The 19,118-nt window shown below is 44.0% G+C and carries 16 protein-coding genes and 1 other RNA gene; 11 read left to right on the top strand and 6 right to left on the bottom strand.

The annotated features are described in order from the left end of the window. Positions 1–349 precede the first annotated feature (349 nt). The 3 genes from IM507_RS19470 to IM507_RS19460 all read left to right on the top strand — a co-directional run bounded on the left by IM507_RS19470 (position 350) and on the right by IM507_RS19460 (position 3,818). The gene (locus IM507_RS19470) at positions 350–622 is read left to right on the top strand and encodes a hypothetical protein (RefSeq protein WP_176721705.1); all 273 of its coding nucleotides are present in this window, start codon (positions 350–352) and stop codon (positions 620–622) included. Positions 623–876: 254 nt separating this feature from the next. Continuing rightward, positions 877–2,130, top strand: coding sequence for a methionine gamma-lyase family protein (locus IM507_RS19465; RefSeq protein ID WP_123230059.1), 1,254 nt, complete (start codon positions 877–879; stop codon positions 2,128–2,130). Positions 2,131–2,567: 437 nt separating this feature from the next. Beyond that, on the top strand, positions 2,568–3,818 hold the full coding sequence (locus tag IM507_RS19460) for a vWA domain-containing protein (protein WP_002732528.1): 1,251 nt from the start codon (positions 2,568–2,570) through the stop codon (positions 3,816–3,818). Between the two features lie 5 nt (positions 3,819–3,823). Here the strand turns inward: IM507_RS19460 and IM507_RS19455 are convergent, their stop codons facing one another. Then, positions 3,824–4,726: a DMT family transporter gene (locus IM507_RS19455; RefSeq protein WP_130757263.1), complete on the bottom strand. Its 903-nt coding sequence runs from the start codon at positions 4,724–4,726 to the stop codon at positions 3,824–3,826. A gap of 128 nt (positions 4,727–4,854) precedes the next feature. On the opposite strand from IM507_RS19455, the gene IM507_RS19450 reads away from it, so the two are divergent. The 4 genes from IM507_RS19450 to IM507_RS19435 all read left to right on the top strand — a co-directional run bounded on the left by IM507_RS19450 (position 4,855) and on the right by IM507_RS19435 (position 8,003). Continuing rightward, a complete protein-coding gene (locus IM507_RS19450; protein WP_287637560.1) occupies positions 4,855–5,247 on the top strand; it encodes a pre-16S rRNA-processing nuclease YqgF in 393 nt (130 codons plus the stop codon). A 39-nt stretch (positions 5,248–5,286) separates the two neighbouring features. Continuing rightward, the gene (gshA, locus tag IM507_RS19445) at positions 5,287–6,441 is read left to right on the top strand and encodes a glutamate--cysteine ligase (protein ID WP_002734240.1); all 1,155 of its coding nucleotides are present in this window, start codon (positions 5,287–5,289) and stop codon (positions 6,439–6,441) included. A gap of 110 nt (positions 6,442–6,551) precedes the next feature. Next, positions 6,552–6,845, top strand: a complete 294-nt coding sequence (locus tag IM507_RS19440) for a hypothetical protein (protein WP_002748585.1) — start codon at positions 6,552–6,554, stop codon at positions 6,843–6,845. 87 nt (positions 6,846–6,932) lie between these two features. After that, the gene (locus tag IM507_RS19435) at positions 6,933–8,003 is read left to right on the top strand and encodes a WD40 repeat domain-containing protein (protein ID WP_287637559.1); all 1,071 of its coding nucleotides are present in this window, start codon (positions 6,933–6,935) and stop codon (positions 8,001–8,003) included. 16 nt (positions 8,004–8,019) lie between these two features. Here IM507_RS19435 and rnc read toward each other — a convergent pair whose 3' ends face one another. Further along, entirely contained in the window at positions 8,020–8,724 is a 705-nt protein-coding gene (rnc, locus tag IM507_RS19430; RefSeq protein ID WP_002733260.1) for a ribonuclease III, read from the bottom strand. A 139-nt stretch (positions 8,725–8,863) separates the two neighbouring features. Further along, positions 8,864–9,360: RNase P RNA component class A (gene rnpB, locus IM507_RS19425), an RNA gene on the bottom strand. Positions 9,361–9,674: 314 nt separating this feature from the next. Here rnpB and IM507_RS19420 point away from each other — a divergent pair. Next, on the top strand, positions 9,675–10,502 hold the full coding sequence (locus tag IM507_RS19420) for an alpha/beta fold hydrolase (protein ID WP_123230058.1): 828 nt from the start codon (positions 9,675–9,677) through the stop codon (positions 10,500–10,502). Here the strand turns inward: IM507_RS19420 and IM507_RS19415 are convergent. Beyond that, entirely contained in the window at positions 10,480–11,634 is a 1,155-nt protein-coding gene (locus tag IM507_RS19415; protein WP_002732648.1) for a histidine kinase, read from the bottom strand. The two genes, IM507_RS19420 and IM507_RS19415, sit on opposite strands and share 23 nt — an antisense overlap. Positions 11,635–11,781: 147 nt before the next feature. On the opposite strand from IM507_RS19415, the gene IM507_RS19410 reads away from it, so the two are divergent. After that, the gene (locus tag IM507_RS19410) at positions 11,782–13,371 is read left to right on the top strand and encodes a glycoside hydrolase family 57 protein (RefSeq protein ID WP_002732339.1); all 1,590 of its coding nucleotides are present in this window, start codon (positions 11,782–11,784) and stop codon (positions 13,369–13,371) included. Between the two features lie 67 nt (positions 13,372–13,438). On the opposite strand, the gene IM507_RS19405 is transcribed toward IM507_RS19410, so the two are convergent. After that, positions 13,439–14,983 carry a serine/threonine protein kinase gene (locus tag IM507_RS19405; RefSeq protein WP_123230057.1) on the bottom strand — a complete coding sequence of 515 codons (1,545 nt, stop codon included), beginning with the start codon at positions 14,981–14,983 and terminating at the stop codon, positions 13,439–13,441. A 417-nt stretch (positions 14,984–15,400) separates the two neighbouring features. On the opposite strand from IM507_RS19405, the gene cruF reads away from it, so the two are divergent. Further along, positions 15,401–16,315 carry a gamma-carotene 1'-hydroxylase CruF gene (gene cruF, locus IM507_RS19400; protein WP_002732974.1) on the top strand — a complete coding sequence of 305 codons (915 nt, stop codon included), beginning with the start codon at positions 15,401–15,403 and terminating at the stop codon, positions 16,313–16,315. Between the two features lies 1 nt (position 16,316). Then, positions 16,317–17,504 (top strand): 2'-O-glycosyltransferase CruG, encoded by a 1,188-nt coding sequence (gene cruG, locus IM507_RS19395; protein ID WP_002732038.1) that lies wholly within the window; start codon positions 16,317–16,319, stop codon positions 17,502–17,504. Between the two features lie 162 nt (positions 17,505–17,666). Here cruG and IM507_RS19390 read toward each other — a convergent pair whose 3' ends face one another. After that, positions 17,667–19,040 (bottom strand): restriction endonuclease subunit S, encoded by a 1,374-nt coding sequence (locus tag IM507_RS19390; protein ID WP_081330802.1) that lies wholly within the window; start codon positions 19,038–19,040, stop codon positions 17,667–17,669. Between the last annotated feature and the right edge of the window lie 78 nt (positions 19,041–19,118).

The following is a 19,118-nucleotide window of genomic DNA, read 5'->3' as shown; positions in this document are numbered from 1 at the left end:
TCTATTCATAATAAATATTGGCAGAAGATTAAAGATTAGTTATTATGACTAACTCTTCTGATTAGAAAAAGATAAACTTGAGAATCCTCGATCAAATTTATTGACTCAAAATCAGCTATACTTAATTTAAATGAATCAACCATACCCGGGGCCCCACCACAGGGAGCCGCACCTCCCCCCGGCGGGCCGCTCTAATCATTACTAGGGTCAACCTTGGGAGCTGTTTTAAGGGAAGGATTGGCGTTGTATGATCAGTAGGCTTGTTGACAATCCCCGAAGCGCTCAGGCGAGGGATTCTTGAGCTAATCACTGCGCTTTCTGGTTTCCCCTACTCACGTCTTACACGATTATGTCCTATCCGAACCTACTAGAATATCACTTGTTATCTAGTTGTCCACTTGTGGATAGCTCTCCAAGCGTTTTGGTCTTTCAACCAATATCCGGGTATGCCCTACCCTATCTGCCTTACGGCAAAATGTTTTTAGTTTATTTCAGTCTTGGAAAAGACTTACTCCCCTGTTTTAAGAGTTTTCGGGTGGCTCTTGTCTTCTTTTTTCTCCTCAAAAGTGCCGTACTATTGCAACGGGATTTCCACGATGTGAGCGGCATTTCAACCTGTTGACTCTTAGATTTTAACACAACTGTTTAGAGTTGTGCTTCGTGTCACTGAGCCTTGACATTGAGCCTTGACATTGAGCCTTGACATTGAGCCTGTCGAAATGTGTCGAAATGTGTCGAAATGTGTCGAAATGTGGACACTGAGCCTGTCGAAGTGCTGTTCTATATTGGTCGGCTTTTCATCTCCGAGGTAAAACCGAGAGTTTCTTCAAGCCGACATTTAAGGTAAATGCAATACAGATCAGAATCTATTGTTTGATGGATATCCCCTCTCTACTCCACAGGGCAGAAAAGTCCCTTCTCCCCATCTTTTCGGAAATTGACGCACAGGTCAAGGAAAATCTCCGTAAAGTCCTCGCTGCTTTCCGTGAAAACCGCGTCGGGGTGCATCATTTTGCTAGTGTTAGTGGTTATGGTCATGATGACTTGGGACGGGATACTTTAGATCAAGTGTTCGCCCAAGCCCTGGGGGCCGAAAAGGCAGCGGTGCGAGTACAATTTGTTTCAGGAACCCATGCGATCGCCTGTGCCTTGTATGGGGTTCTCCGACCTGGGGATGAGATGTTAGCGGTAGCCGGTGCGCCCTACGATACCCTAGAGGAAGTAATTGGAATTAGGGGCAGTGGTCAAGGCTCTTTAAAGGATTTTGGCGTTAGTTATCGGCAATTAGAGCTAGATTCTACCGGTGCGATCGATTGGTTGGCTTTGGCAACAGCAGTGAAACCCCAAACCCGTTTAGTGCATATTCAAAGATCCTGCGGTTATTCCTGGCGATCGAGTTTGTCTATTGACGAAATCGAGAGAATTGTCCGTATAGTTAAACAACAAAATCCGAATACGGTCTGTTTTGTCGATAATTGCTATGGGGAATTTATCAACACCCAAGAACCCACCGACGTGGGGGCAGATCTGATGGCCGGTTCTCTAATTAAAAACCCCGGAGGTACAATTGTCACGGCCGGGGGATACATAGCAGGTAAAGCGGAATTAGTGGAAATGGCCTGCTATCGTCTGACAGCACCGGGGATCGGTAGCGAGGGAGGGGCAACTTTTGACCAAAATCGTCTCCTTTATCAGGGATTGTTTCTAGCGCCGCAAATGGTGGGAGAAGCGATGAAAGGCAGTCATTTAATCGCCTATGTGGGCGATAAGTTGGGTTATCCGGTCAATCCTGCCCCTTTTGTGCCTCGACGCGATATTATTCAAGCGATTAAACTCGGTTCCCCCGATAAGCTGATTGCCTTCTGTAAAGCCATTCAAGCCTATTCTCCCATCGGTTCCTACTTGGATCCCATTCCTGCCCAAATGCCGGGCTATGAGAGCCAAGTAGTGATGGCTGGTGGCACGTTTATCGATGGTAGCACCTCGGAATTCTCCGCCGATGGACCCCTACGGGAACCCTATATCGTTTTTTGTCAGGGGGGAACCCATTGGACCCATATTTCCCTAGCTTTAGAACAAGCGATCGCCGCTTTGTTGAATGGTTCCCCTCACCTTCCTTCTCTCCCTTAGTTAAAATCCTAACTTCCTGTCTTTGTGGTTAACAAAAAGGGGACTGTCAGGGGGCAAAAGTTCCATATTAGTATTTAGGCTCTCTTGGGTTTGGTGGGTAAAATGTATTCTTGAGATATAATTCTGCTGGCGAGCGAGTGGCACGAACCACAAAGACACAAAGGACACAAAGATCGGTCGCTCCTATATAAGTTAAACTTATCACACAAAGAATAAGAGAGTCGTATTTATTCCTTTTTTATTTTTGTTAAGGACTTATTGATTGATTTAGGCTCTTTTTTTGGGTAATTCCTAATTTTTAAGATCAATGTAGATTGACAAAAATGAGATGCACCCAGTTTCCAACTTGTCTAACTCGATGCCAGACGGTAAAATAAGCACAAATCTAACTATACTCATTAGAATATAAATATCAACGACCACGATTAAAAACTCTTATGCGGGTAACTCTAAAATCGGCCTTGAGTGACAGTAATATCGATGCTAATCAAAGCAGCAGTCAACGTCAACTGATGCTATCGATCGCCGCCACCAGTGAACAGATTGACACAAATTTACCGATTAATCTTTGTTTAGTTCTCGATCATAGCGGTTCTATGCAGGGAAAACCCCTAGAAACGGTCAAAAAAGCGGCTTTAAGTTTAATAGAATCCCTCGGAGTTAATGATCGTCTCTCGGTGATAGCTTTCGATCATCGCGCTAAAGTTATTCTTCCCTCCCAATCGCGACAGGATGATCTGACCTTAATTCGCTCAAAAATTCAACAATTACGAGCGGGAGGAGGTACGGCGATCGATGAAGGGATAAAATTAGGCATTCAAGAAAGTTCCAGCGGCAGCAAAGGTTATGTATCTCATATTTTTCTGCTTACCGATGGTGAAAATGAACACGGAGATAATCAACGCTGTTTAAAATTAGCCGCAGTAGCAGCTGAGTACGGTATCACCTTAAATACCTTCGGTTTTGGCGATCATTGGAATCAAGATATCCTAGAAAAAATTGCCGATATCGCCGGCGGAAGTTTATCCTATATCGAAAGACCCGAACAGGCTTTAATTGAATTTACTCGTCTGTTTAACCGTCTGCAATCTGTGCGGTTAACTAACGCTTTCCTGCAATTAGAATTAGATGCTCGGACTCATTTAGCCGACTTAAAACCCATTGCCCAAGTTGCTCCAGAAACTATAGAAATGAGCTTACAAAAAGAGGGCAATTTTTACATCACCCGTTTGGGGGATTTAATGATAGATGAAGAAAAAATTCTCCTCCTCAATCTCTATATTGACCAAATTCCCCCCGGTACTCACACCATAGCTAAGGTGAAGATTCGCTACGATGATCCCGCTTCCGGTCAAAAAGGGCTAGAAACTGCGACTTTTAGCCTTGATATCACCTCCCAAGCTCTCTATCAATCCCAATTAAACGATCAAGTTCAGAAATCAATTCTGACTTTAGCCAAATATCGTCAAACCCAAATCGCCGAAGAAAAATTAAAACAGGGCGATCGAGCAGCCGCCGCCACCATGCTACAAACCGCAGCCAAAACGGCCCTACAATTGGGAGAGAAAAATGCCGCCACTGTCCTCCAAACTAATGCCACCCGTTTACAGGTGGGAGAAGAATTGAGCGAGGGGGATTTAAAGAAAACCCGTATTATTGCTAAAACAAGACTACAAACCGATGAATAAACTACTTATTGAAACAAAATCCCAATTCCTAGCAAAGCAATTGTCACTCCGAAAATCGCCCGCAAGTTAATCCGATCCCCCATCATGGCTGCGATCGGCAGGACAAATAAAGGACTGGTAGCGGTGAGAGTTTGGGCAATACCCACAGGAGAGAATTTTAAAGCAGTTTGCTGTAACCAAATGCCTAAAAACGTACTGCCGAAAGCAGTGACAATAATAATAGCAATCAGACGCAATGACCAGTTAATCGGTGGTGATGATTCCTGACGGCGAAAAAACATCAGAATTAACACTATTCCCGTCCCCGCTAACAGACGAAACAGGGCACTCTGCAAAGAAGACATTCCCGACTGCACCAGTGCCTGACGAGATAAAACCGCCCCCACCGCTTGGGAAATCGCCGCAATTAAAGCCCAGGCAATTCCTTGCCGCCAGGGGCGTTGACTATTGATTTCGGGAGTTTTTTCGGAAATAACCCAAGCAACCCCGAAGATGGTCAAAATAATGCCAATATAAGCCGATATTTTCAGGGATTCCCCCAAAAAAGTCGCCGCTAGAATCGCCCCCAACGGAGGCGAAAGGGTTTCTAACAGGAGGGTTTTTCGCGGTCCCAAATAATTAAGGGCGGTAAAATAGGCCGTGTCACCGATTCCTATACCAATTGCGCCACTTGTCAAGAGTATAAATACCGAACTTTGTTGATTAACATCGTGCCATTGTCCGGAAAGGGGCAGCGTCAGGGCAATTAAAGCGATCGCGACTACTCCTTTCAGAAAATTAAGCAATAAAGGCGGGATTTTCTGGCCTAATAGGCTATAAATCGCCGCAGAAACCGCCCAAAGCGCCGCCGCACTCAAAGCCGCTATCTCTCCCGTTAAATTTTCACCGAGACTAAATCCGTTGAGCATTATCATATTTGTCAGGAGACAGTATTAAGAAGACTCCGAGACTATTTTTATTTATTATCCCCACTTCCCACACCCCCGCTAATTTAGTGATTTAATAAAACCGACCACTGCTGCAGAAGATAAAAACTATGTGTATTCTCGGTTTTGATCCGGGTAAGGATAAATGTGGGATCGCCGTCAGGTCATCGACGGGGAAAATTTATACCCATGAGGTGATATCATCGTCACAAGCGATCGAGCGTTTAGCCAGTCTCTGTCAACAATATCCGATCGAATTATTGGTGATGGGGAATCAAACCACCTCAAAAAGTTGGCGCGAAAAAATTGCCGCTCGTGTCACCATCCCGATTACTCTAGTAGATGAACGCAATAGTACCCTAGAAGCTCGCGATCGCTATTGGCTGATGTTTCCCCCCAAAGGATTACAGAAACTCATCCCCCAAGGTATGCGTCTTCCCGATCGCCCCATTGATGATATAGTGGCGATTCTGCTGATTGAACGTCATTTACAGTCAAAATAATGTCACACTACAAAATAGACACAGCAGGGTGAATTGACGATGCTCCTAAGTAAAGGTTTTGAAGTGGAAATGTACACCGGAACAGCAGCCGGAGAAATTATCGGTTTATCCGATCGCATTGTCAAGGATTTAGATGGTTTTGTCCGGGAACCGGATAGTCGTAACGTAGAATATACTACGGCTCCCATGACTAACTATGACCGTCTTTTATGCGCTACTTTAAAACCTCGTCTAGCTCTACGGCAATATTTGCGTCGTTTAGGCGATTATACCCTCATCCCCGGCAGTACCCTCTCCTTGGGCGATAGTCAATATTTTTATCGCAGTGACCCCCACAATCCCTATCATGACTATATCGAACAGACCTACGGCACTAATGTAGTCACGGCCAGTATTCATATTAACGTCGGTATTAGCGATTATGAGGATTTAATGCGTGCCTGTCGCTTAATTCGCCTAGAAGCTCCTTTATACTTGGCTTTAAGTGCTTCCTCTCCCTTTCTCGACGGTAAAATCACCGGTTCCCATTCCCGTCGTTGGCAAGTTTTCCCCCAAACTCCCGCTTATGTTCCCCTCTTTGAAAGTCATAAACATTTTGTCACTTGGACCGAGGAACAATTAAAACTCGGTACGATGCAGAATGTTCGTCATCTCTGGGTTTCGGTACGTCCTAACGGTAGCAATCGTCCCTATAATCTCAATCGTCTAGAATTGCGAATTTGTGACCTGATTGCTGATCCTATTAGTTTATTAGCAGTTATGGCTTTTTTAGAGGCCCGTTTAACTCAACTTTTACAAGATCCCCAATTAGACCCCTTAATTTTAAGTCAATTACCCAGTAGCAATCGCAGCGAGGATTTATTAACTTTAACCCAAGAAAACGAACAGGCTGCCGCACGTTTTAGTCTTGATGCCACCCTGAGACATTGGTACGATGGCCGGGAAATCTTAGCTAGGGATTGGATTAAAGACCTCTATGTTCAAGTTTATCCCGTTGCTAAAGAAAAGGGTTTTAGTTGTTTCCTCTCTCCCCTACAAAAAATCCTCCGTGAAGGTAACACCGCACAACAATGGTTAAAACAATCCGACCAGGGGATGGATGTTAAAAGTATTATCAAACAGGCGATTATTACCCTAGAAAAACAGGAACGAGAGTTAGAACATAAATTATGTCAACATATTCTAGTTGCCTGAATAAAAGACTTTTTCTCTAATTATTTGGCTCTCTTGAGGTTATATCGACAACATTTTTCAGGATGATAGGATAAGCTGGAATTATCGAAACCGTAGAAATAATAGATAAAATGAGTAATCTCCTCTGGCCGCGTTTTCTCAAGAAAGCTTACCGTCAAGAACCAATAACTAGCTTTATCTTTACCGCAGCGGCAGTAGATGTCATCATCGGGGTTCTAGGACAAAGATGGACACTGCTGTCTTTAGGGGCAACGATTATGGCGATCGCTATATTCGCCAAGTGGCAACAGAGCCAAAAAAGCAAGGCAATCAACAAAGAAGAAGTCGCAAGATACTATTTACCGCCCCAATCGGGTCAAGTAGCTTTACCAACCCTGAAAAACGAAAAAAATCGACCTTCTTAGCTCAAAAATTTCACCTTGCTTGGCAATCAATCCCCTCAAAGGCTAGAATCTATAGCACCGTTCATTTGTTAATATTCAACTAAATTTATGAAATTCCGATTTACGGGTGGGGAGAAACTTGTCGGGGCAATTGTGGTCAGTGTCCTAACCACGCTGACAATCGGGCAACATCAGCTTAGTCAGGCCCAAAGTCCTATTGCTCCCCCTAAACCCGCAGCTGAAAGTGGCGAAAAAACCCCAGAAACTATCCTAGTAGAAGGTTTAGGCAGACTTACCCTCGCTAAAACCCTAGAAGGGCAACAATCCACCCCTAATGCTGTGATTTTCAGCCCCGATAACCAATTAGTTCTCGCTGGTGGTAGTGATACGGATCCTCTCCTGAGAATTTGGTCCGTAAAAACAGGGCAAAAAGTTTCCCAAACTCGGGCCCAAAGAACCAGCGTCAAAGCTTTAGCCATTAGTCCCAACGAAAGATTATTAGTTAGTAGCGGTTTAGATGGTTCGATTAATTTTTGGAATCTGGTGGAAGGCAAGTATTTGGGAATTGCCCTCGAACACGGTAATACTGTCCTCGCCCTTACCGTTACTCCCGATGGTAAAACGTTAATTAGTGGTGGTTTGGAAGGAATTCGCCTCTGGACAGTGCAACCCCCCCGCCGTCCCCTCTATCGTTTAAATTGGGTGGGTAATTTTGTTTATTCCTTAGGCATGAAATCCGATGGTGTCACCCTTGCCAGCGGTCATGAAAACGGTGAGGTACATTTTTGGGACATCCGCGAGGGCAAATTGTTATCGAAATTTGCTGCCCATCCCCAAGCGGTGAGCCAGCTTTTATACACTCCCGACGGTAAAAATTTAATTACCGGTAGTTTAGACCGCACGATTAAAATCTGGGATACGAGCAATAATCAGTTATTATTTACCCTCGTCGGTCATACGGCCCGAATCCGTTCCCTGGCACTCCATCCTAAGGGACAAATTCTCGCTAGTGCTAGTAATGACGGTGTGCGTTTATGGGATGTGACCACGGGGAAACAATTGGCCTGGTTTGATAATAATTCCGACTGGGTGGAATCCCTAGCTTTTAGTCCCGATGGGCAGTATTTAGCTAGTGGTAATTATGATTTTAAAATTCGCCTCTGGCAATTCGTTCGTTAGGCAAAAATGCCCCCATTTAGCCTTTAACCACTTCTAGAAAAGCCGATTTCGCCGCTGCCTGTTCCGCTGCTTTTTTGCTTCTGCCAGTTCCCATTCCTAATTTCTGCTCATTTAACCACACTTCCGCGCAAAAACGTTCTTGATCTAAACCATTGATTTCTTTAACTAAATATTGCGGCAGTTTTTTGTATTTTGCTTGTGTCCACTCCTGTAAGGCATCCTTATAATTCTGGCGGGCCGGATCTCGACGGATTTCGGCCGCTTTTTCCCGCAGTGGTTCATCTAACCAAGAACGCACTAAAATCATTGTCTGTGTACTAAGATATAATGCTCCCAAGACCGCCTCAAAAGCGTCTGCTAGTCGAGAAATTCGCCCCGCCCGATCAATACTCGTACTACTTGATACCAATAAATAACGATCGAAACCGTAGCGATCCGCAAATTCCGCCAGAGTGCGATCGCTAACCATCATCGATCGCAGGGCAGCAAATTCTCCCACGAGCGCCTCCGGATAGGTTTCTAACAATACCTCCGCCGCCACGAGTCTTACCACAGAATCGCCTACAAATTCCAATTGTTCATAATTCTTATCACGGGAAACACTGGGATGAGTTAGGGCCAAATCTAATAAATCCCATCTGACGGGGACATCAGCTGATAAACCCAGCTTTTCCACTAGGGTTTTTAATTGTTTTTGGCGACGCGGATCACTTAAGGACATGGGAGCGGGAAGAAGGGGGTGTAGGGTGTGGGGTGTGGGGTGTGGGGAGAATAAATAAAAGCAATCTCCTATCTCCTGAATACTGACTCCTGACTCCTGATAACTAACTCCTGAATACTGATAACTGATAACTGATAAAGGAGAGAGTCAGACATAAGCCGAATTCTGTATTTCCCAACAGCAGTAAAATTGCTTTTACCTTTGTTGGAATAGAGGTTATCTATCTGGGATAATTGTTACCAATTACCTCAAGCGGTTCCTAAAAACGGGACAGGAAAAAGACCAACCTTTGTCCCTCCACCTTGCTCCCCACTGGGGTTTACCGAGCCAGTACCTCTCGATACTGCTGGTGCGCTCTTACCGCACCTTTGCACCCTTACCCCCAATCAGTTATCAGTTATCAGTTATCAGTTATCAGTGGAAAGTTATCAGTGAAAAGTTATTAGTTATCAGTGAATTTACTTTCGTTACTGATTACTGATTACTGATTACTGAAAAAAGGGGGCGGTATTTTTCTGTGGCACTATCCTCACGCTCACGCGCACTGGACGTTATCCAGCAAGTGTGGTCTTTCGGGAGTTCGGACTTTCCTCGGAATCATTAATCAAATGACCCCGCAACCTCTAGACCAACTCTCTCTTATTCTCTAGTATGACTTACCAGAGACTCGATCGCTCATATATCCTAGTCAATAATCAGTGATCAGTAAACAGTGAACAGTGAAAAGACAGCAGGAAACTGCTATTTAATACTGCTCGCTTAATAAGTAGTCGTGCAAAATTAATTTCCTAGTGAAGATAGGCAAGAGGCAAGAGGCAAGAGGCAAGAGGCAAGAGCGGGGTTAGATGTGTGTAATTAATTTTGCTTAGGTACTTACATACTGCTCACTTAAAACTCAAATCTGATAACTGGTAACTGGTAACTGATAACTGATAACTGATAACTGATCAATGTCGATCGCTCTCAACGTTAACATCAAAGGTAATGGCTACCCGATCCTATGTCTGCACGGTCATCCCGGTTCGGCAGGTAGTATGTCTGTATTTACCGATCACTTTTGCCAACGTTGGCAAACCCTGGCCCCGGATCTGCGCGGCTACGGTAAAAGTCGTTATCGCCTGGATTTTCAGCTAGAAGAACATCTAGAGGATTTAATCGAGCTGCTCGATCGCCAAAAAATCCAGCAATGTTTAATTCTCGGTTGGTCTTTGGGGGGTATAATCGCACTGGAATTAGTATTGCGGCATCCCGATCGCTTTCCTGGTTTAATTCTCGTGGCGTCGGCCGCACGGCCTTGGGGTAGTCATCCTCCTATCACCACCACAGATCTGATTTTGACGGGGATGGCGGCAATTCTCAATCAGATTAAACCAGGATGGCGTTGGAATATTGATACTTTTGCCCGTCGTTCGCTGTTTCAGTACCTTTTTTCACAACATCAAGCGATATCCTATCAATATCTCGCTCAAGATGCTGTTACCGCCTACTTAGGCACTTCTCCAGCTGCTAATCGCGCTTTAAATCGGGCTTTAAAAAAAGGTTACAATTGTTTAAAATCTCTTGACAAAATCACAATTCCCTGCTTAGTTCTGGCGGGGGCAAATGATCGCCATATTACCAGTGCCTCGAGCCAAGAAACGGCCGAAAACCTGAAACTGTCTCAGTGGAAATGTTACCCAGAAACGGCCCATCTGTTCCCCTGGGAAATCCCTGACTTAGTTTTAGGGGACATTGATAATTGGTTAGCGGCGCATTTTAGCGATAAACTGGCAGAGTGAAGTGAAAACTACTGCCGTGGTCGGGGACACTATCCACCCAAATTTGACCGTAGTGGGCGCGAATAATCTTGCGACAGACCGATAACCCGATGCCATAACCTTCTTTACCCTCATCCCGTTTGAGACGCACATGACCCTCAAAAATATGCTCTTGTTTTTCTTCGGGAATGCCGGGGCCAGTATCACTGATGCTCACTTGTACTTTTTGAGTAGTACGATGGAGGACAGAAAGGGTAATTGCGCCGCCGGCGGGGGTATATTTGATCCCATTCTCCAAGAGATTAATAATCACCTGTCGGATTAACTCCTCATCAGCATAGACGGGGGGCAGATCTTGGGGGATATCGCTTTGGAAAATTAAAGTCTTTTCCTGAAAAGTATCGGTAAATTGAGACAAAATTTCCTGACAAAGAGCTTGCAGATAAAATTTACTCTGGTGGAGAGTGAATTGCGCCGCCATGCTCTTAGAAGCTTGCAGAATATCTGTGATCAAACGGTTCATAATCCGGAACTGTTTGCGGGCCTGTTGGTGCAGTTGTTCTCGTAATTGCAGACTGCGCTCCGTATCCGGTTGATGATAGGCTAATTCTAGGGTTTCCACAGCGATGGAAGCAGCGGTAAGAGGACTGCGTAAATCGTGGGCTAACATAGCCAAAATTTGGTCTTTAAATTTTAATTGTTCTAATAATTCTTCCTTTTCCTGTTTGAGACGAAAAACCTCATCGGCAATGCGGATGAGTTCGCCCGAATGTTCCACCTCTTGAAGTTGTCCATCCTCAGCGTGATCATTTTTAATCTCCTCTTTAATCGCTTTTTGCCAACGTACCAACCATTTTTTAAACTGTTCCACCAGATTGCTGCCCGCGAGGGTATGACGGGGACCGGGGGCAATTTTGACCAAGGCGGGGGTAGCTACAAGGCGAAAATGTTCGACTAAATGAGGTTGCTGGCGAATTTCGATGATTTGTAGGTCAATTGGGTAATCAGACTGTAAAGACTGGAGATAGGACTGAATTTGACGGATAATTTCTTGAGAACTGGGACGGTCATCAACAAATAGCAAAAGTTGAATCGAGAGAGGCGTTGTCGTCTCTCTTCCTAAAGCAGTCAGTGGCTCGTTAGATGGGAGCATCGGAAAATTAGTAAACCTAGGGATTAACGGGATCGATCGATCGTCGATCGACTTTTATCATATTCTTTATTGTAGAAGCTTAAGATAGTATAAAATCTACTCAACCTAATCTTAAAGTTTTATTCCTTAATTCTAAGAAGAAATCCTATGGCTTTTGGCTATGTTGCCCTAGTTCTCCACGCGCATCTCCCTTTCGTCCGCCATCCCGAAAGCGATTACGTCCTCGAAGAAGAATGGTTATACGAAGCAATCACAGAAACCTACATCCCTCTCCTGCAAGTTTTTGAAGGTCTCAATCGGGATGGTATCGATTTTAAAATGACCATGAGCATGACTCCGCCTTTGGTGTCGATGCTGCGGGATCCGTTACTGCAAGAGCGTTATGAAGAACACTTAGGTAAGTTAGAAGAATTAATTGCTAAAGAAATCGACCATAATCAACATAATGGTCATATTCGCTACTTAGCCGAATATTACGCTGAATCCTTCCAAAGTATCCGACAAACTTGGGAAAAATACGATGGAGATCTGGTCAAAGCCTTTAAACAATTCCTCGACAGTAATAACCTAGAAATTATCACCTGTGGTGCGACCCATGGTTATATGCCCCTGATGAAAATGTACCCCCAAGCGGTGTGGGCGCAAATTGAGGTGGCCTGTCAACACTACGAAGAAAATTTCGGTCGTCGTCCCAAGGGCATTTGGTTGCCAGAATGTGCCTACTATGAAGGGGTAGAAAGAATGTTAGCCGATGCGGGCATTCGTTACTTCCTCGTCGATGGCCACGGTATTCTCTACGGTCGTCCGCGCCCCCGTTACGGCAGTTACGCGCCCATTTTCACAGAAACCGGGGTGGCCGCTTTCGGTCGTGACCACGAATCTTCCCAACAGGTTTGGTCTTCCCAAGTCGGTTATCCGGGGGATATAGTTTATCGGGAATTCTATAAAGATTTGGGCTGGGAAGCGGAATACGAGTATATTAAGCCCTATATCATGCCCAACGGTCAACGCAAGAATATAGGCATTAAATACCACAAAATTACTAGCCGGGACGGTGGTTTATCGGAAAAAGGGCTTTATGACCCCTACTGGGCCAAAGAAAAAGCCGCCGAACACGCGGGCAATTTTATGTATAATCGCGAGCGACAAGTGGAGAGTTTAGCGGGAATTATGGGCCGTCCTCCCCTGGTTGTTTCTCCCTACGATGCCGAGTTATTTGGTCACTGGTGGTATGAGGGACCCTGGTTTATTGATTTTCTGTTCCGCAAGTCCTGGTATGACCAAAATATCTACCAAATGACCCATTTAGCGGATTATCTCCGGTCTAACCCCCATCAGCAGGTCTGTCGTCCTTCCCAATCCAGTTGGGGTTATAAGGGTTTTCACGAATACTGGCTAAATGAAACCAACGCTTGGATCTATCCTCACCTGCACAAAGGCACGGAACGGATGATTGAATTAAGTCATCATGAAGCGGAGGATGAATTGCAGGAACGGGCTTTAAATCAGGCGGCCCGGGAGTTATTATTAGCGCAATCTTCTGACTGGGCTTTTATTATGCGAACCGGTACCATGGTTCCCTATGCTGTCCGGCGCACTCGTTCCCATCTGCTGCGGTTAAATAAAATCTATGAAGATGTGAAATCCGAGAAGATTGACTCTGGTTGGCTGGAAAAAGTCGAGGAAATCGATAATATTTTCCCCAATATTGATTACCGTGTCTATCGACCTCTGTAATCTGGGTGAGTAGTATAGATAAAAGGGGGGGTTAGTTAATACCCCCCCGATTTGATTTTTTAGAAAGTTAAATTGGTATGCCTTGGGCTAATTCCGACTCTAATTTGGCCAGAATTTTGGGTTTAAGTTCCTCCAGTTTCTGTTTTAACGTCTGCTTGCTAATTTGCGGGCTGCCCACTGGAGCTAATTGACTATCTCTCACCCATTGCTGCAAAATTTGGCATTGATTGGCGGGAATATTAGCGGTGATCACATTTTCACAGATTGGGCCACCTTCGAGGGAGAAAAATAAAATCCAGTATTGACCAGTTTCGCCAAGGGTTTTGGTCATTTTTTGACCCTGGGGGGTTTTTAAGTCCAAATAACAGGGCAACCAGCGGGGTCCCTGTTGACGATGATAGAGGACAGTAATCCAGAGAATCATCGGGTGGGGTGTGGGTAAGAAGAGGAATTGATTATAACGGACACTAGCAACCCGGACGGGGATATCTTCTCGATCCAACATTACCCATAAACTGGCAAAAACGCCGTCGGCAGCCTTGATACAGCGTGGGAAGACGATTTTTTGGCGCGGTTTATCCTCGGGCCAAATGGATTTGAGACAGATATCCTTGGTATTCGCGAGAGCAAGATCGGTTCGATCTAAATCTTCAAGGGTTTTAGTTTTGGTGGTGTAATCGTCGATTTTTTTGACTATTTCACCGATACGATGCAATTTATTCGGTTGATTATTTTTGACTAGGGGTTCGAGTCGTTCGAGAAGTTGTAGTATATCTGTAATACTTTGCGGTCGATCGCTGGGTGCTTTGGCTAAACAGCGCAGGATTAACTGTTCTAATTCTGGCGGTAATTGCAAGCTAGGATTAAAGGGACGGGGTTTAGCGTGGTGGTGAACCTCATACCAACTGCCAAAGGAGGAATTATCGGGAAAAAAGGGCGTTTTTCCCGTGAGCATCTCATACATCACGATCCCAAAACTGTAGATATCGGAACGATGATCGAGTTCTTTACCTTCCATCTGTTCTGGGGAACAATAGGCTAGGGTTCCCATAAACGATTGGGTTTGGGATTCTCCCGACTGGATGAGTTTAGCGATGCCAAAATCGAGAATTTTCACCAATTCCCCTAATCCTGAGTCCTGAATCACGATAATATTGCTAGGTTTGATGTCCCGGTGAATAATTGGACAGATCTCGCCTTGGAAGATAATACCCTTATGAGCGCATTCGATGCCGAAACAAATCTGACGGGTGAGATGAAAGAAGCGCGAGAGAGGCAGCGGGTGATATTTGATGATTTCTCCTATGCTTTCCCCCTGCAAAAACTCCATGACGTAGAAGGGGACTTCCTTTTCATCTATACCATAATCACGAACTTTAACAATATGAATACTTTTTTCGCCTAAAAGTGCCGAAATAGTTGCCTCTCGCTCGAAACGCTCACGCATTCTTTTGTTGAGGAGAGTTTGCGAGAGAAATTTCACGGCGACGGTTACGCCACCTAATAGTTTATCTTCCGCTCGATATACTTGTCCCATGGCACCGCTACCGATCAACTCGACCAGTTGGTATCGATTGGCAAGCAGGCGCCGATGTCTAGATTCTGCCGACATAGCTAGTCTAACGTTTTAATTATAGTGAGTCTGATGGAGAGAGTTTCTTAAAGAACCGCTGCAATTCCTAAGTGATCAAGAGGACTTAACTCTAGAATGCCCTTTTTTTAGGCTAAAAACATGATTGTGAATATATATTGTCAGGCATTTTTAGCCATTGCCCCTAGCATAATTAATTTTTGGGGGTTGAAAAAAATGAAAAAACTAAGTATAAAGTAACATAAAATCTCTAAATAAACCATTTAATTGATTTTCCTCCCTCCTGACTGCTGCCTACTGACTCCTAAACAACTAATACAGGCAAATCCCTAACCCGCGTAAAACTTTTTTGCCGCAAGTGACCGATCTGCGTAATAATCCTTTAATAAAGATTTGTAAACTTGAAAATGATTATCCTTTCGCAGCGCTAGAGATTTAATGAGACGACTAATTGCGATCGAAAAAGCTCTGCTCATCGGTCATATTGTATCGATGGCTTTTGGACTAGCCGGATTGTTGCTAGTTCTGCCCCATCCCGAATTTGTGGTCAATTTACCAGATTTTGGCAAAACCTTCTTTGCTTGGTCAATGGCTGGGGGGGGTGTGGTGTATATGGTGTTAGGAATGGCAGCCGTGGCTGTTTATGCCTATCGGACTCTAGGAGTGTGGCACTGGTTAGGATTCATGGTTCCCGCTATCAGTTTATCCCTTTGTAGCGAACTATTAGGAACCAGTACCGGCTTTCCTTTCGGTCATTATCGTTATCTTTCGGGCTTAGGTTACAAAATTGCGGGTTTAGTCCCCTTTACTATCCCCCTATCTTGGTTTTATCTCGGTTTTAGTGCCTATATTATCGCTCGTGTTGGTTTATCCACTCTTGCTATACCCCAGTGGCTACAAAATCTAGGATCGATCGCTATCGGGGCGGTATTATTAACTTCCTGGGATTTTGTCCTAGATCCGGCCATGAGTCAAACTACCATCCCCTTCTGGATTTGGGAACAACCGGGGGCTTTTTTTGGGATGCCCTACGAAAATTTTGCCGGTTGGTTCGGCACGGGCTGTGTTTTTATGACGGTAGCCACTTTAATTTGGCAAGTGCAACCGGTGAAACTGCCAAGTCAAGATTTAACCCTGCCTTTTGTGATGTATTTGGGTAATTTTGGCTTTGCTACGGTCATGAGTATGGGTGCCGGTATTTATCCGCCGATTTTCTTAGGATTACTCACCGGTATTCTGCCTTTAACACTCCTCTATAATCGCGCCAAGGCTGTTGCTTCCGGGCAAACAGTGCCGACAAGCGAAGTAACAACCCTAAAAATCCCCTTTGTTTCGGTGAGAGGAGCCAAATAAGTTGTTAACTGAGATAATTCTCGGTGCATTCTGCCTGGGGCTACTGCTGTCTCAGGCTGTTGCCTTTTTTATCCTTCTTTCCCGTCTGCTAAAAGGGGCGCGTCGTCGTCCTCCCCTGACTCCCCAACCTCCCACCCCGGAGATGTTAGGGACAGTAAGCGTGATTGTGCCGACGTTAAACGAAGTGGCCAGGATTGACGGTTGTTTACAGGGATTGAGTCAACAGAGTTACGAAGTGCGAGAAATTCTGATTGTCGATAGCAATTCCCAAGATGGTACGCGGGAAAAAGTCAAGGAGATGGCGGCAAAAGACCCCCGCTTTCGCTTGAAAACCGATGATCCTTTGCCCCCCGATTGGGTAGGTCGTCCCTGGGCGTTACACAATGGTTTTTTGTTTAGTTCTCCTGAAAGTGACTGGATTTTGGGCATTGATGCCGATACGCAACCCCAAGCAAATTTAGTGGCTAGTTTAGTTAAAGCTGCGATCGCAGAAGGTTATGATTTAGTTTCCCTGTCGCCGCAATTTATCCTCTCCTATCCGGGAGAATGGTGGTTACAGCCAGCTTTATTGATGACTTTGCTCTATCGCTTTGATGCGGCCGGAGTGCGCGGGCAAGATCCCCAACGAGTCATGGCCAATGGTCAATGTTTTCTCTGCCGGCGGTCAGTTTTAGCGGCTTTAGACGGTTATAGCGGGGCAAAAGGTTCTTTTTGCGATGATGTCACCCTGGCCCGTCTAGCGGCAACGAAAGGCTATCGGGTGGGATTTCTCGATGGGGCGAAGTTGATTCGCGTGCGGATGTACGAAGGACTTAAGGAAACTTGGCGCGAATGGGGCAGATCCCTTGACCTCAAAGATGCCTCCTATCAGGGGCAATTATGGGGCGATTTAGCTTTATTAGCTCTTACTCAGGGATTACCGATAATTATCACTCCTTTACTGCTCACAGCTTTGATTTTTGGCTACGATTTCCTGAGTTTAAAAATTGTCTTGACTTTAAACCTGCTGCTGTTATTGATTCGTTTTGCCCTTTTATTGGCCGTCTCTCCTAGCTACTATCGCGGCGAAAAAGTCAATCTATCTTCGGGATTATTTTGGCTATCTCCCCTCGCGGATCCGCTGGCAGTTATTCGCATTTTTATCTCTGCTTTTACCCGTCCCCAAAGTTGGCGCGGTCGATTGTATTAAAAATATGGCTCTCTTAGGTTTGGTGGGTAAAATGGATTCTAAGATACAGTCCTGTTGGCGAGGGAGTGGAACGAACCACAAAGACACAGAGGACACAAAGATCGATCATATTGTAAGTTAAACTGATCACACAGAACCTAGAAGAGCCGATAAATTAGGCTTTTAGTCATCACCTAAAATCATGGCTTCGACTTCCTGTTTAGCTTTTTCTAGGTCGTCTTTGGCTTGTTGTTGGAGTTGTTTGGCTTGATTACGAATTGCCGTGATATGCTCACTAATTTCTATTTGTTTTTCAAGAGGAGGCAGAGGAATTTTAAAATTTAGAACATCAGGTTTTGATGTGTTAGGTCTTACTGATGTTATAGTTAGACTTTTGTTAAGTTGCTCTTGAACAACAATAGAAGACAGAATATTAAATAAATATTTCTGATCAACATAGTTCCTATCGCCTCTAATCACAAAGGAAAAAGACCCGAAAGTATAGCCTTCATATTCTTCTGTTACGAAAGCACATTTTCCAGTTGTGTTACCACACTGTACCATTAAAATATCATTTGCCTTAACCAATTTTTGATAAAGTCTTGGGGTATCAAATTTAATATACTTAATGTCTGACATATCAATATAGCCATCTTTTTTAATGTTTGTAACTCTAATCATTGGTAAACCATCTGCGTCTGAAAAAGCATAGTCTTGAGTCGGCATTAAACCATAATCAAAAAATGATACAATATCTTTCAGCTTTTTGACTCTTATAGGCATTGATTTTAATTTATTCCCTAAATATTTAAACTTATTTTGATATGGATAAGGATCAAACCTATCGCCTGATACCTCGCTTAAATTACGGATAAAAATTCGGTTTTTAATAGTGTTTTCTTCGGGTTCGGGTAACTCAATCCCCAACTCCCCTAACAGATAATCATCAATACTATCTAGTAATCGCTGTGCTTCCAGTTCTTTTTGTTTTTTAGCCGCATAAGCATCATCCATTTTTGCAACAATTTTATCTTGAATTTCAAGTAATGGATTAGGAATGAGAATATTTTTTAGTTCTTCTTGTGTAATAGCAGGATAGTTCCCACCGCTACTCCTCTGTTCCATTTGTTTTAAAGAAAGTGATTGTCTAAGAATATGAAATAAAAATTTATTATTTATATTGTTTTTAGTAATCTTTCGGATAATTGAAAAGCCAGTAGATGCGATAAATAGATGCTCTACTTCATCTATTTTTACAATTGCACCTCTATTCGGTCGAGTTGTAGAAATAAGAATATCTCCACCTCTCACGATCATTTTTGCTCTACTTGGTGCATCTTGAATCTCAATATTGCTAATATTTTTAATTTCTCCAGAGGAAATATCTATTTCGCCAATTTCAATATAGGGAAATATTTTATTAAAAATAGTTTTTTGATCCCATGTTTCATCAGAAAATTCAACGAAATGACCTAGCTTATTATTAGGTAGCTTGGGAGCATCCCAGTTTTGCAATGAGTAAAAATACTCAGGCAATATCGCCGTTGAGATAAGCACAACGTAGCTTCAAATACTGAGGAACATTCTCTGCTTTCCATTGTGCTCCCACAATTTTCATTCTTGCACCTATTTGCT

The sequence above is a fragment of the Microcystis sp. M20BS1 genome, assembly GCF_020245305.1.
Lineage (GTDB): Bacteria > Cyanobacteriota > Cyanobacteriia > Cyanobacteriales > Microcystaceae > Microcystis > Microcystis ichthyoblabe_A.
The sequence above is the reverse complement of the archived record's forward strand: the minus strand, read 5'-3'. Positions and strand labels throughout refer to the sequence as shown.

Excerpts from the sequence above, each read along its gene's own strand:
- IM507_RS19420 (WP_123230058.1), top strand. The coding sequence starts at position 9,675 with ATGTCGATCGCTCTCAACGTTAACATCAAAGGTAATGGCTACCCGATC.
- gshA (WP_002734240.1), top strand. The coding sequence starts at position 5,287 with ATGCTCCTAAGTAAAGGTTTTGAAGTGGAAATGTACACCGGAACAGCA.
- IM507_RS19450 (WP_287637560.1), top strand. The coding sequence starts at position 4,855 with ATGTGTATTCTCGGTTTTGATCCGGGTAAGGATAAATGTGGGATCGCC.
- IM507_RS19435 (WP_287637559.1), top strand. The coding sequence starts at position 6,933 with ATGAAATTCCGATTTACGGGTGGGGAGAAACTTGTCGGGGCAATTGTG.
- IM507_RS19455 (WP_130757263.1), bottom strand. The coding sequence starts at position 4,726 with ATGCTCAACGGATTTAGTCTCGGTGAAAATTTAACGGGAGAGATAGCG.
- IM507_RS19465 (WP_123230059.1), top strand. The coding sequence starts at position 877 with ATGGATATCCCCTCTCTACTCCACAGGGCAGAAAAGTCCCTTCTCCCC.
- IM507_RS19460 (WP_002732528.1), top strand. The coding sequence starts at position 2,568 with ATGCGGGTAACTCTAAAATCGGCCTTGAGTGACAGTAATATCGATGCT.
- IM507_RS19470 (WP_176721705.1), top strand. The coding sequence starts at position 350 with ATGTCCTATCCGAACCTACTAGAATATCACTTGTTATCTAGTTGTCCA.
- IM507_RS19415 (WP_002732648.1), bottom strand. The coding sequence starts at position 11,634 with ATGCTCCCATCTAACGAGCCACTGACTGCTTTAGGAAGAGAGACGACA.
- IM507_RS19405 (WP_123230057.1), bottom strand. The coding sequence starts at position 14,983 with ATGTCGGCAGAATCTAGACATCGGCGCCTGCTTGCCAATCGATACCAA.
- rnc (WP_002733260.1), bottom strand. The coding sequence starts at position 8,724 with ATGTCCTTAAGTGATCCGCGTCGCCAAAAACAATTAAAAACCCTAGTG.
- IM507_RS19410 (WP_002732339.1), top strand. The coding sequence starts at position 11,782 with ATGGCTTTTGGCTATGTTGCCCTAGTTCTCCACGCGCATCTCCCTTTC.
- IM507_RS19440 (WP_002748585.1), top strand. The coding sequence starts at position 6,552 with ATGAGTAATCTCCTCTGGCCGCGTTTTCTCAAGAAAGCTTACCGTCAA.
- cruF (WP_002732974.1), top strand. The coding sequence starts at position 15,401 with ATGAGACGACTAATTGCGATCGAAAAAGCTCTGCTCATCGGTCATATT.